Here is a 12872-nt window from a genome sequence, read left to right as displayed (position 1 = left end):
CGCCGTCCGGCCACCGGGCGGCGGTTTTTGTAACCCCAAGTTTTCAACAAAGTGTTGACGGGATGTTTCGGAGGGCGTTAGCTATCCGCAGCCCGTTCAGCACCAAGGCCACGGAGGCCGCCGTGACTACGACTTCGACGCCGGGCCTCGCCCGGTTCAACACCTCCAAGGACGATGCGGCGCTCGCCGCGCTCCACGAGGTGTGCGCCAGTTCGGCGTGGGGGAGCAAGCTGCTCGCCCAGCGCCCGTACGCCACCGCAGAGGACCTCTTCACCGCCAGCGACGCCGCTCTGGCCGAGCTGGGTGTGAAGGACCTGGAAGAGGCGATGGCAGGGCACCCGCCGATCGGCCGGCCGAAGCCCGGTGACCCCACCTCCGCACGTGAGCAGCGCGGAATGGCCGGGGCCTCCGAGGCCCTCAAGGCCGAGCTGCTCGAACTGAACCTGGCCTACCAGGAGAAGTTCGGCCACGTCTTCCTGATCTGCGCCACCGGTGCCACCGGCGAGCAGATGCGCGACGCGGTGAAGACCCGGATCGGCAACACCGCCGAGGAGGAGCGCGAGACCGTGCGCACCGAACTCGGGAAGATCAACCGAATCCGGCTGACCCGTCTCGTAGAAGAGGACAAGGACTGATGAGCACCGCGACCACCGCCTCGGTGTCCACGCACATCCTGGACACCAGCGTCGGACGCCCCGCCGAGGGCGTCGCCATCTCGCTCGCGGCCCGCTCGGGCTCCGACGCCGAGTGGATCTCGCTCGGCGGCTCCGCGACCGACGCGGACGGGCGCTGCAAGGACCTGCCGGCCCTGCCGGAAGGCACCACCCACGTACGACTCGACTTCGAGGTCGAGGAGTACTTCACGCGTTCAATCAAGACAGTGAAGCAAGCCGAGGCGCAGCAGGACGCCCCCCGCGTAAGGGACAGCGGTGCGTTCTTCCCGGAGGTGGCGATCACTTTCGCCGTCGCCCCGGGCGAGCACTATCACGTACCGCTGCTGCTCAACCCGTTCGGCTACTCCGTTTACCGAGGGAGCTAGCAGACATGCCCACGATTCTCGGCCAGAACCAGTACGGCAAAGCAGAGAACCGCGTCGTCAAGATCACGCGGGACGGCGACACGCACCACATCAAGGACCTCAACGTCTCCGTCGCCCTGTCCGGCGACATGGAGGACGTGCACTACTCCGGCTCGAACGCCAACGTGCTCCCGACCGACACCACCAAGAACACGGTGTACGCGTTCGCCAAGGAGTACGGCATCGAGTCCGCCGAGCAGTTCGGAATCCACCTCGCGCGGCACTTCGTGACCTCGCAGGAGCCGATCAAGGTCGCGCGCATCCGCATCGAGGAGTACTCGTGGGAGCGCATCGAGACCTCCGAGGCCAACTCGAAGTTCATCGGCTCCGACGACGTCAAGCACTCCTTCGTCCGCAAGGGCCAGGAGACCCGGGTCACCCAGATCACCTACGACGGTGAGAAGTGGGAGGTCATCTCGGGCCTCAAGGACCTCGTCGTGATGAACTCGACGAACTCCGAGTTCTGGGGCTACGTCAAGGACAAGTACACGACGCTCCAGGAGGCGTACGACCGCATCCTGGCGACGCAGGTCTCGGCCCGCTGGCGGTTCAGCTGGAACGACGACGAGCAGAAGGCGCCGAACTGGGAGAAGTCCTACGAGCAGGTGCGCAAGCACATGCTGCAGGCCTTCGCCGAGACGTACTCGCTCTCGCTCCAGCAGACCCTGTACCAGATGGGTTCGCGCATCATCAACAACCGGTCCGAGATCGACGAGGTTCGCTTCTCGCTGCCGAACAAGCACCACTTCCTGGTGGACCTCGAACCGTTCGGGCTCAAGAACGACAACGAGGTCTACTTCGCGGCCGACCGTCCCTACGGTCTGATCGAGGCGACCGTCCTGCGCGACGGCGTCGAGCCGCAGATCCCGGTCGACATGACCAACCTCTGACGCGGCACTGAGCCGGCCCCCGCCCGCCCGCAGTCGGGCGGGGGCCGGCCAGACCGGAGGGACATCCCATGGCACAGCCCGCAGTTGGGCCGGCACCAGCCGACGGCCCATGTACCACCCCACCTGAAGGTGCCGTGCACCCGGTGGACGAAAAGCTTCCTGCCGCGCGGCTCGTTCCCGCCGCGCTCCAGCACATCGCCGCCATGTACGCGGGCGTCGTCACCCCTCCGCTCATCATCGGCCAGGCCGTCGGCCTGGACACCGCGGGACAGACCCGTCTGATCGCGGCCAGCCTGCTCATCGCCGGGCTCGCCACCGTCCTGCAGACCCTCGGCGTCGCGAACTTCGCCGGCAACCGGCTTCCGTTCGTCAACGCCGCCTCGTCGGCCGGCATCGCGCCCATGCTCGCGATCGCCGAAACCAGCGCCAAGGGCCATCAACTCCCCGCCATCTACGGCGCGGTGATGGTCGCCGGAGTCTTCTGCCTCCTGGTGGGTCCCTTCTTCGGCCGGCTGCTGCGTTTCTTCCCGCCGCTGGTGACCGGTGTCGTGATCACGCTCATCGGCGTCACGCTGATGCCCGTACCCGTGTCCTGGGCCCAGGGCGGCGACAAGAACGCCGCCGACTTCGGGTCCATGAACCACCTGGCGCTCGCCGCCTTCACGCTCGTCGTGATCCTCCTCTTCCAGCGCTTCGGCCGCGGCTTTCTGCGCCAAGTCGCCCTGCTGCTCGGCCTGTTGATCGGCACACTCGCGGCGATCCCCTTCGGGATGGCCGACTTCTCGGCCCTGAAGTCCGCGCCCGTCGCCGCCCTGCCGACACCGTTCTCCTTCGGCGCCCCCGAGTTCCACCCGGCGGCCGTCCTGTCGCTGTGCATCGTGATGCTGGTCCTGATGACCGAGTCCAGCGCCGGCATGCTGGCCATCGGCGAGATCTGCGAACGCCGCACCGACGGGCGCACCATCGCCCGCGGCCTGCGCACCGACGGCATCGCGACGCTGCTCGGTCCGGTCTTCGGCGGCTTCCCGACCAGCGCGTTCGCCCAGAACGTCGGCGTCGTCTCGCTGACTCGCGTACGCAGCAGGTACGTTGTCGCCGTCGCGGGCGCAGCCCTCCTCGTGCTAGGCGCCTTCCCGGTGCTCGGCGCGGTCGTCTCACTGGTCCCGATGCCCGTCCTCGGCGGCGCCGGAATCGTCCTGTTCGGCTCGATCGCGGTGAGCGGCATCCGTACCCTCTCCGAGGCCGGGCTCGACGACAGCTCCAACATCATCCTGGTGGCCGTGGCGCTCGGGGCGGGCATCATCCCGCTCGCCGCGCCCACCTTCTACGCCGGATTCCCCGCCTGGGCACAGACCGTGCTCGGGTCCGGCATCAGCGCGGGAGCGCTCACCGCGGTCCTGCTCAACCTTTTCTTCCACCATCTCGGCACCCGGAGCAGCGTCACCGCCCCGGTACTCAAATCCTCGTAGGGTCCTGCCGTGCCCCGTAGTAACAGCCGCCACTGAACGAAGAAGGAAGCACCATGGCACCTTCGGCAGCCCCCCAGCGCATCGTCATCGAGAACTGTGCGATCGCCACCGTGGACGCGAATGACACCGAGTACGCCTCCGGCTACCTCGTCGTCGCCGACAACAAGATCGAGTCGATCGGAGCCGGTCAGGCCCCGAAGGGCCTTACGGGCGTGGTCCGCCGCATCGACGGCACCGGCCACCTGGTCACCCCCGGCCTGATCAACACGCACCACCACTTCTACCAGTGGATCACGCGTGGTCTGGCCACCGACCACAACCTCTTCAACTGGCTCGTCGCCCTCTACCCGACGTGGGCGCGCATCGACGAGCAGATGGGGCGCGTCGCGGCCCAGGGCTCGCTCGCGATGATGGCCCGCGGCGGTGTCACCACCGCGATGGACCACCACTACGTCTACCCGCGCAACTCGGGCGACCTGTCCGGCGCGATCATCGGCGCCGCCTCCGAGATGGGCGTGCGCTTCACCCTGGCCCGCGGCTCCATGGACCGCAGCGAGAAGGACGGCGGCCTGCCGCCGGACTTCGCCGTCGAGACCCTCGAAGGCGCGCTCTCCGCGACCGCCGAGACCGTCGACCGCTTCCACGACGCCTCCTTCGACTCGATGACCCAGGTCGCCGTCGCCCCCTGCTCGCCGTTCTCGGTGTCCACCGAACTCATGAAGCAGGGCGCCGAGTTGGCCCGCGCCAAGGGCGTACGGCTGCACACCCACGGCTCGGAGACCGTGGAGGAGGAGCAGTTCTGCAAGGAGCTGTTCGGCATGGGCCCGACCGACTACTTCGAGTCGACCGGCTGGCTCGGCAACGACGTGTGGATGGCGCACTGCGTCCACATGAACGACTCCGACATCGCCGCCTTCGCCCGCACCGGCACCGGCGTCGCCCACTGCCCGTCCTCCAACGCACGCCTGGCCGCCGGCATCGCCCGCGTCCCGGACATGCTGAAGGCGGGCGTCCCCGTCGGCCTCGGCGTCGACGGCACCGCGTCCAACGAGTCGGGCGAGCTGCACACCGAGCTGCGCAACGCGCTCCTCATCAACCGCCTCAACGCCCAGCACCGCGAGGCCGCGCTCAACGCCCGCCAGGCGTTGCGCCTGGGCACCTACGGCGGCGCCCAGGTGCTCGGCCGCGCCGACCAGATCGGCTCGCTCGAAGCCGGCAAGCTCGCCGACTTCGTGCTGTGGAAGCTGGACACCCTGGCCCACGCCTCCATCGCCGACCCGGTCACCGCGCTCGTCTTCGGTGCCGCGGCCCCCGTCACCGCCTCGTTCGTGAACGGCAGGCAGATCGTCGAGAACAGCCGTCTCACCACGGTCGACGAGGACGCCATCGCGGTGGCGACCCGCGAAGAGGCCCAGCGCCTCGCCCGGATCGTCGCGCAGGCCTGACCCCAAGGAGTCCGGCCGAGGGGGACGGCCCTCGGCCGGTCGCCGTGGACCCGAGCGGGGTTCACGGCAGCTGGACCGGGGAGTGCGTACTACAAGGACGTACGCACTCCCCGGAACGGTGAACGTATCAATCCCCGTACGCACACCGTGAGTTGGCGCGAGCCGCGCCGACCGCACAGCCGTACCGGAAGCGTGGTCCCCGCGCTGTCCGCACCGTCCCGGCACCACGGGCCATTGCTCGGCCGGCCCACAACCGTTCGGCCCCACCCGCGAACCCGATCGGTGTCACTCCGCGTCAAACAGCCAGCCGCGCTGTTCGCACTGCCCCTGCACCACCTGTTCCAGCTGCTCAACGCACCACAACGCACCACCTCCATGACACCCGCGTCCACCGCCGACGTGTAACCGACCGGAGGAACCGCCGTGGCCGCACAGCCCAGGTTTCGCAACTTCGCAGTCAGCCCCGCCCAGACCGGCGAGAAGCACCCGGTCGACGAGACGCTCCCCCCGCTGAAAATGTTCACCAGTGGCCTCCAGCACGTGGCCGCGATGTACGCGGGTGTGGTGGCCCCGCCCATGATCGTCGGCCCCGCTGTGGGTCTTGACACCAAGGAAACCGCTTTTCTGGTCGCCGCGAGCCTGTTCACCGCGGGCCTCGCCACACTTCTGCAGACCCTCGGGATCTGGAAGATCGGCGCCAAGTTGCCCTTCGTGAACGGGGTTTCATTCGCCGGCGTCACCCCGATGATCGCCATCGGCAAGGAGCACGGCCACAACGCGATCCCCGTCATCCTCGGCGCGGTCGTCGTCGCCGGACTGCTCGGCTTCATAGCCGCCCCGTACTTCGGCAAGCTCGTCCGCTTCTTTCCGCCGGTCGTCACCGGCACCGTCATCACCCTGATCGGCGTATCGCTGCTCCCGGTGGCCTTCAACTGGTCCTCCGGCGGCAACGAGAAGGCCGCCGACTACGGTTCGCTCTCCAACCTCGCGCTCGCCGGGATCACCCTGGTCATCGTGCTCGCACTGCGCAAACTCCTGCGCGGCTTCCTGCAGCAGATCGCGATCCTGCTCGGTCTGGTGGCGGGTTCGGTCATCGCCATCCCGATGGGCAAAACCAGCCTGGACGCCATCAAGAACGCGGACGTCGTCGGCTTCCCGACGCCGTTCCACTTCGGCGCCCCGCAGTTCGACATCGCCGCGATCGTCTCGATGTGCATCGTGATGCTGGTCTGCATGACGGAGTCCACCGCCGACATGCTGGCCCTCGGCAAGATCGTCGAGCGCCCTGCCGACCAGGAGACCATCGCGGCCGGCCTGCGCGCCGACACCCTCGGATCCGTGCTCAGCACCGTCTTCAACGGCTTCATGGCCAGCGCCTTCGCCCAGAACATCGGGCTCGTCGCGATGACCAAGGTGCGCAGCCGGTTCGTCGTCGCCACCGGCGGGCTCATCCTGATCGTCATCGGCCTCTGCCCGGTCGCGGCCTCGGTGATCTCCCTCGTACCGCTGCCGGTGCTCGGCGGCGCGGGCATCGTGCTGTTCGGCTCGGTCGCCGCGAGCGGCATCCAGACCCTGTCGACGGCCGCCCTGGAGAAGGGCGAGAACGCGCTGATCGTGGCGGCCTCGGTCGGCATCGGCCTGATCCCGATCGCCAAGCCGGACTTCTACCACGCCTTCCCCGACAAGGCGCTGGTCGTCCTCGACTCCGGGATCTCCACCGGGTGCGTGGTCGCCATCGTCCTCAACCTGGCGTTCAACCACTTCGGCAGGAACCGGGCCGAGGCGGCCGACGACGACCTGGCCTCGGCCGAACCGGCGGTCGCCGTGCACTGAACCCTCGGTCCTTCGGCCCGGAAGGTCCCGGCCGGTCACGGGACCTGTGGCTCAACCTGCCGGGCCCTAGGTCGCCCCTCGCCCGCTCAGCCCATTTATCCGCTGTTCACGGTGTTAGAACGGAAGGGCCGCATCCCACCACGGGATGCGGCCCGTTCGGATGTTGCGCTCCCTGCCACGGCAACACCACCCTTTCCGTGGAGGAAGCAGATGAGTACGGCCGCACAGACGGACGCGACCGAGAAGAAGAAAAAGGGCTCCGGCGTGATGGCCGTCATGCAGCGCGTCGGCCGGAGCCTGATGCTGCCGGTGGCCGTGATGCCGGCGGCGGCCCTCCTCGTACGCCTCGGCAACACCGACATGCTCGGCCGGGAGTCCTTCCCGACCGTCGTCACCAAGATCGCCGGATATATGTCCGCGGGTGGCGGCGCGATCATCAACAACATCGCGCTGCTGTTCTGCGTGGGCATCGCGATCGGCTTCGCCAAGAAGGCGGACGGCTCGACCGGACTCGCGGCCGTCGCCGGATACCTGGTCTTCCAGAAGGTGCTCGCCACTACCGCGATCTGGCGCTCCTCGAAGCGGAAGGGCGGCTGCACCGCGTGCGCTGCGGCGCGACCGCCTTCCCGAGCGCCCGGTTCGAGGACGGCGCGGACTGGATGACCTGGCGGCTCACCCAGCAACAGGCCGCCTGACCTCCTACTTCTCGCAGGCGATGCCGTCGCCGTCCCGGTCCAGGTGGGCGGCGTAGCCGGGGTCGCCGCGATGGAGGGGAGCGGCTCCGGCGGCGCGGACGGCGGCGCAGTTCTTGTAGGAGACGCTGCCCGCACCGCCACCGCCGATGTCCCCGCCGCCGTTGCCCCCGCCGTCGTTCCTCGGGGGCGGCAGGCTGGGGCCGTTCGTCTTGGGCTTCGGCGGAGCCTTGGGGGGCGGGGGCGTCGGGGCGGCGGGCTTCGAGGCCGACGGGGCGCTCGGGCTCTGACTCGCACTGGCCGACGGGGTCGCGGAAGCGGACGCCGAAGGGGTGGCGGCCGGGCTGCCGGCCGGGGGCTTCAGCGGCTTGTTGCCGTCCTGGCAGCCGGTCGTGGTGAAGGCGAGCGCACCGAGCAGGCCGGAGATGAGCAGAGTGCGGACGGCTGGCCTTGATATGCGCATGCGGCGGCTCTTTCGGACGATCGGGTGCTTGTGATGATCTGGTGAAGGAGAGAATACGGCCCGCAAAGGTTACGTAAAGAGAGATTGGCCAACTCGGCCGAATTCGGCCGCAGTACGGTCGGAGAACGTACGGAAAGGGCGGGTGCGGCAGCCCTCCGCTGCCGTACCCGCCGTTCCTGTGGGGGCTGTTACCCGATGTGGTACGGGTCGCCGTACACCTTCCAGTCGAGCGGGGTGTCCAGGTTCAGGTTGCCCTTCTTCAGGAAGACCCGCTGCTCCGTGTCGACGCGGCTGGTGTCGCTGTGCGCCTCCTCCTGCTTCATCGCCCAGACCCGGGCGTCCAGGAACGCGTTGAGGTACGTCGTCTCGTTGCCGCCCTGCGACGGGGGCTTCGCCTTGGCGAGTGCCTTCTTGCGGATGGAGCTGAAGCTGGTCGGGTCGCTTCCGTCGCCGTGCATCACGATGGCGTCGTAGTAGATGAACTGGCCGAGCGTGCCGACCCCGTCGGACTTGCCCTGCTTGACGGCCGGGTTGAAGTACACCCGGTCCCGCTCGTCGTTCTGCGCGTCTTTGAACGCCGTCTCCGACGCCGCTGTCTTCCAGTCCTTGGTGAAGTTCGGGTCGAGACCCTTGTGCGAGTCGGTCCCGTTGACCTTCTCCAGGGCCGGCAGGTACTTCGCGAGGACGTTGCCGGGATTGCGGGACGTGTAGAGCTTGACCAGATCGAGCATGTCGCCGGTGCCGGAACAGAATCCGATGATGCCGGCGGTGTAGCCGCGCCCGTCCTTGATGTCCTCGATGTACTTGTACTGCGCCTTCCAGTTCAGCGAGGAGTTCTCCGCGCTGGAGACGAGCTGCATGGCTATGTCCTTCTTCGCCGGGTCGTCGAGCCCGGTCGCGGCGGCGTTGTTCACCGTCGCATTGTCCGCCGTGGCGGCGGCCGGATTCTCAGCGGCGTACGCCGTGACCGGAACCGCCAGGAGGGCGGTGCCGAGCAGGGCGCGTACGGCGATCTTGGTACGACGTGCGGTGGTCTTGCGGTGGGGGGTGTGCACCTGGACCTCCATGAGGAGTTCGTCGCTCCGGTGTTCTGTTAGGAAACTTTCCTACCATTACCGCGGAGTGGCCGTACACCCCTGCGGCACAAGGAAGTTGAAGGGCCTTGCGACCGGGGCGGCTGTGGGGTTCATTGCCCGGGTGACTGAAACCAGCCGTTCCGAGTCGAGCCGCGTGGAGGCGTTCAGCGACGGCGTCTTCGCCATCGCGATCACCCTCCTGATCCTGGAGATCAAGGTGCCGCCGCACGCGGGCGACCACCTGTGGCGGGAGCTGGGCCACCTGTGGCCCTCGTACGCGGCCTATGTCGTGAGCTTCCTGATCATCGGGATCATGTGGGTCAACCACCACACCCTGTTCAGCTATGTGGCCCGCATCGACCGCACCCTGATGTTCCTCAACCTGCTGCTCCTGATGACGGTGGTCGCGATTCCCTGGCCGGCCGCGCTGATGGCGGAGTACCTCCGCGAGCCCGGCGCCTCGCACGTCGCGGCTGTCGTCTACAGCGGCCTGATGGTCGTGATGGCCCTCAACTATCAAGCCCTGTGGTGGCACTTGACCCGTACGGGCCACCTCTTCGACGACCGGGTCGACAACGCGGCCGCCCGCGCCACCCGTATGCGTTTCGCCATCGGCTCGCTCGCCTACCCGGCGACGGTGGCGCTCGCCTTCGTCTCGGCCCCGCTGACCCTGGCCGCGCACGGCCTGCTCGCCGTGTACTACGGCTTCAACCAGCTCAAGGTGCCGGTCGCGGCGGCGGGGGAGGAGCGCGACTAAACTGGCGGGCCGACGTCGCCGCACGTCGCACGACCAGCCAGAAGGAGTCCCGCACGTTGTCCGAGAACCACGAGGCAGCCGCCCCGGCCCCGGGTGCGACCCGCCTCACCCTCGTCTCCGACTGCGGCAACTGCTTCGGCCTGTGCTGTGTCGCCCTCGCCTACGCGGCGTCCGCCGACTTCGCGATCGACAAACCGGCCGGGAAGCCCTGCCCCAACCTCCAGCAGGACTTCCGCTGCGGAATCCACCGCGACCTGCGGGGGCGCGGCTTCCAGGGCTGTACGGTGTACGACTGCTTCGGCGCCGGCCAGAAGGTCTCACAGCAGACCTTCGGGGGCCGCGACTGGCGTACCGCGCCGGACACCGCCGCCTCGATGTTCGAGGTCTTCCCGGTGATGCGCCAGCTCCACGAGCTGCTCTGGTACGTCACCGAGGCGCTCGCCCTGCCGAAGGCACGGCCCGTCCACGCCGAGTTGCGCGCGGCCCTTGAGGAGACCGAGGCGTTCACGGCGCTGGCCCCCGAGGCCCTCGCCGAGCTGGACGTGCCCACCCACCGCGACAAGGTCAACAAGCTGCTCCTGAAGGCGAGCGAGCTGGTCAGGGCCGACTTCAAGGGTAAGAAGAAGGACCGCCGCGGCGCCGACCTCATGGGCGCCAAGCTGAAGGGCGCCGACCTGCGCGGCGCGAACCTGCGGGGTGCCTTCCTGATCGCCGCGGACCTGCGCGGCGCCGATCTGCGCATGGCCGACCTGATCGGCGCGGACTTCCGCGACGCACGGCTGTCCGGCGCCGACCTGACCGAGGCGTTCTTCCTCACCCAGGCCCAGCTGAACGCGGCGCGGGGTGACGGGACGACGAAGCTCCCGCCGTCCCTGGTGCGCCCTTCGCACTGGTGAGGATCACACCCGGCGGAGCGTCGCTCAGCGGGCCCAGCCCGGGTCCCGGCCGCTCATGCCGATCAGGCGGTCCAGCATCGGCGCCTCGTCCGGCACGTCGACGACCGGCCCGAACGCCGTGCCCCGCGCGGCCGGGTCGTCCTTCGACGGGGCGAGGAGCCCGTAGGAGACCTCCAGGTCGACCGGGGCGGGCCGGTACGTCTGGCCGGTGGCCCGCGCCACGTCCCAGCCGTGGACGACCAGCTCGTCGAGCGCGACGCGGCCCGCGATCGCCGCGGGGAACGTGAGGCCGCCCGCCTGCGTCTCGCCCTCCCAGGCCGCCGGGTCCCGCCAGGCGTCCGCCATCGCGGCGAGGTTCTCCGGCATGGACTTGCGCCAGTCCCCGGCCAGCTCGGGCGGCCTGACGCTGCCCGGGGCGGTGCTGGTCGAGGGGCCGAACTCCTTGTGCGCGGCATCCCGGAAGGCGACGCTGAGGCCCGCGATGTGCGAGAGGAGATCCCGCAGCACGTACTCGGGGCAGGGCGTCGGGACCTCCAGCTGCTCGTCGCGTACGCCTTCGAGGAGCCGTGTCAGCTCGGCCGCCGCGGGGGCGAGGTCCGGGCGGGGTGCTGGGGCGTTCGTTTCGCTGCTCATGCAAGGCAGACGGCACGGGGAACGAAAACTCATCGCCGGCCGCGCCACGCATCTGTGCGGGGGCCCGGCCTGGGCGTCGCCCTGCTGCCGCTCACCGCGTGCGGGACACAGGGGGCGACAAGGGCCGGCAGAGCCCGTCCGTGCCCGGCGGAGTCACCGCGCAGGCGAGCAGCGCCAGGTCCGTACACGTCATGTGGCACCCGCTGCAGCGTGAAGATCCGGCGCGAGGCTGCCGGGCGGGAAATGGCGCGACTTCTCGGCGCAGCCGACCGTGGTCGTCCCCTGAGGAGTCGGCCGACCGCGGTCGGGCCCCCGAGCTGTCAGGAGAGCTTCCGGCCGCCGAACGTGCTCGATCCGTCCGCCTGTCGCCACCACTTCTCCAGGCCGCTCTGGTCCATCGCGCTCCAGTCCGGGCTCTGCTGTACGAGTCCGAGGCCCAGGCGGCGGCCGAGGTCGACCATGCCGCGCCCGGCCGTGGAACGCCTGGTGTCGTAGGCTGCCAGCGCCTCGGGCCAGCTCGCGGCCGAGGTCAGCGCGGAACCCAGGGCGGTGGCGTCCTGCAGCGCCTTCACCGCGCCCCCTCCGGTGTGCGGGCGGGCCACCGTGGCGGCGTCCCCGGCCAGGGCGAGCCGGCCGACCGCGTACCGGGGCGCCGTGAAGTCGTACATCGGCTGGATGAAGAGTTCCTCGGGTGCCGTCAGGTGCATCAACTGGCCCCAGTACGGGGCGAGTTGAGTGTCCGCGATCTCCAGGGCGCAGGCGCGCAGCGCGTCGGTGAGGGTGCCGGGCGGCAGGCTGGTGGGGGAGTCGAGGGGCAGACCGTGGCCGTCCGGCGGCGCCGCGTACAGCACCCAGTTGACGCGGTGGCCGCCCCGGCCGTCCGGGATGCGGTAGATGATCGCGTGCCCGCCCGGGAAGACGGCGTACACGCAGTCCTCCACCGGCCAGAGCTCCGGATCGGGCAGCCGCTCGACGGGGAAGGCGCCGCGCCAGGCGAGATAGCCCGCGTACTTGGGCCGCACCTCGGGGTAGGCGGCGGTGCGGACCACCGAGCGGTAGCCGTCGGCGCCCACGACGAAGTCGAACCGTTCGCTGCGCCCGTCGCCGGTGCTCAACTCGGCGTGGTCCGGGGTCAGTTCGAGCCGCTCGATCGCCGTACCCGTACGAAACTCCACCGACTCCGGTACCCGTGCTCGCAGTTCGCGCCAGAGCGGGCCCCAGTTGTACGTGCGGAACGGGAAGGGCAGGATCCCGACGCGGCGGCCCAGCGGGGCCTCGCCGTCGCGCACGTACCAGCAGCGCCTGACCAGTTGGATCCACGGCATCGCCGCGTCCACGTACCCGGCGGCCTCCAGTTCGGCATAGCGGTCGTTGTGCATCGCGAGCCCCACCCCGCGGTCGGCCAGCTGCCCCGCGGCCCGCTCGTACACCGTGATCCCCTCGGCGCCACCGCGGTGTGCGGCCAGTGCCGCGGCACACCCCGCGACACTCCCGCCCACGATGGCAACTCGCCCTCCACGCATCCCCGCACCCCTCGCACTTCTCGTCGGACAGGGGGCCGGCCTTCCCCGGCACGGCGCACGCCCCCGCGGGATTCTCGCAGAACGGGTGGCGAGCACAGGAGGGTGCTGGGTCGATCA

At 69.5% G+C, this 12872-nt stretch carries 12 protein-coding genes and 1 pseudogene; 9 read left to right on the top strand and 4 right to left on the bottom strand.

Annotated features, from left to right (window positions below):
- Nucleotides 1-122: 122 nt before the first annotated feature.
- The 7 genes and pseudogenes from uraD to ADK54_RS13150 form a co-directional block, all read left to right on the top strand.
- Complete coding sequence (uraD, locus tag ADK54_RS13180; protein ID WP_053725796.1) at nt 123-635, top strand: 2-oxo-4-hydroxy-4-carboxy-5-ureidoimidazoline decarboxylase; 513 nt, start codon at nt 123-125, stop codon at nt 633-635.
- Nucleotides 635-1039, top strand: coding sequence for a hydroxyisourate hydrolase (uraH, locus tag ADK54_RS13175; RefSeq protein WP_053725795.1), 405 nt, complete (start codon nt 635-637; stop codon nt 1037-1039). The genes uraD and uraH overlap by 1 nt, the downstream gene beginning before the upstream one ends.
- A 5-nt stretch (nt 1040-1044) precedes the next feature.
- Nucleotides 1045-1968, top strand: coding sequence for a factor-independent urate hydroxylase (gene pucL / locus ADK54_RS13170; RefSeq protein ID WP_053725794.1), 924 nt, complete (start codon nt 1045-1047; stop codon nt 1966-1968).
- Between the two features lie 68 nt (nt 1969-2036).
- The gene (locus ADK54_RS13165; protein WP_053725793.1) at nt 2037-3437 is read left to right on the top strand and encodes a nucleobase:cation symporter-2 family protein; all 1401 of its coding nucleotides are present in this window, start codon (nt 2037-2039) and stop codon (nt 3435-3437) included.
- A 53-nt stretch (nt 3438-3490) separates the two neighbouring features.
- Nucleotides 3491-4882 carry an 8-oxoguanine deaminase gene (locus ADK54_RS13160; RefSeq protein ID WP_053725792.1) on the top strand — a complete coding sequence of 464 codons (1392 nt, stop codon included), beginning with the start codon at nt 3491-3493 and terminating at the stop codon, nt 4880-4882.
- A gap of 423 nt (nt 4883-5305) precedes the next feature.
- A complete protein-coding gene (locus ADK54_RS13155; protein ID WP_053725791.1) occupies nt 5306-6715 on the top strand; it encodes a nucleobase:cation symporter-2 family protein in 1410 nt (469 codons plus the stop codon).
- Between the two features lie 210 nt (nt 6716-6925).
- Nucleotides 6926-7273: pseudogene (locus ADK54_RS13150) on the top strand (PTS transporter subunit EIIC); the annotation flags it as partial.
- A 141-nt stretch (nt 7274-7414) separates the two neighbouring features.
- On the opposite strand, the gene ADK54_RS47430 reads toward ADK54_RS13150, so the two are convergent.
- Together ADK54_RS47430 and ADK54_RS13140 are read right to left on the bottom strand one after the other, a co-directional pair.
- On the bottom strand, nt 7415-7870 hold the full coding sequence (locus ADK54_RS47430; protein ID WP_053725789.1) for an excalibur calcium-binding domain-containing protein: 456 nt from the start codon (nt 7868-7870) through the stop codon (nt 7415-7417).
- 188 nt (nt 7871-8058) lie between these two features.
- Nucleotides 8059-8937 carry a chitosanase gene (locus ADK54_RS13140; RefSeq protein ID WP_053725788.1) on the bottom strand — a complete coding sequence of 293 codons (879 nt, stop codon included), beginning with the start codon at nt 8935-8937 and terminating at the stop codon, nt 8059-8061.
- Nucleotides 8938-9067: 130 nt separating this feature from the next.
- Here ADK54_RS13140 and ADK54_RS13135 point away from each other — a divergent pair, with 130 nt between their 5' ends.
- On the top strand, nt 9068-9703 hold the full coding sequence (locus ADK54_RS13135) for a TMEM175 family protein (RefSeq protein WP_234392035.1): 636 nt from the start codon (nt 9068-9070) through the stop codon (nt 9701-9703).
- Nucleotides 9704-9759: 56 nt separating this feature from the next.
- Nucleotides 9760-10599: a pentapeptide repeat-containing protein gene (locus ADK54_RS13130; RefSeq protein WP_053725786.1), complete on the top strand. Its 840-nt coding sequence runs from the start codon at nt 9760-9762 to the stop codon at nt 10597-10599.
- Between the two features lie 24 nt (nt 10600-10623).
- Here ADK54_RS13130 and ADK54_RS13125 read toward each other — a convergent pair whose 3' ends face one another.
- Together ADK54_RS13125 and ADK54_RS13120 are read right to left on the bottom strand one after the other, a co-directional pair.
- The gene (locus ADK54_RS13125) at nt 10624-11232 is read right to left on the bottom strand and encodes a TIGR03086 family metal-binding protein (RefSeq protein WP_053725785.1); all 609 of its coding nucleotides are present in this window, start codon (nt 11230-11232) and stop codon (nt 10624-10626) included.
- Nucleotides 11233-11552: 320 nt separating this feature from the next.
- Nucleotides 11553-12755, bottom strand: coding sequence for an FAD-dependent monooxygenase (locus tag ADK54_RS13120; protein ID WP_053725784.1), 1203 nt, complete (start codon nt 12753-12755; stop codon nt 11553-11555).
- Nucleotides 12756-12872 lie beyond the last annotated feature (117 nt).

It is taken from the genome of Streptomyces sp. WM6378 (assembly GCF_001279695.1).
Taxonomy (GTDB): Bacteria; Actinomycetota; Actinomycetes; order Streptomycetales; family Streptomycetaceae; genus Streptomyces.
Note: the sequence above shows the minus strand (reverse complement) of the source record. Positions and strands in the feature narration are given on the sequence as shown.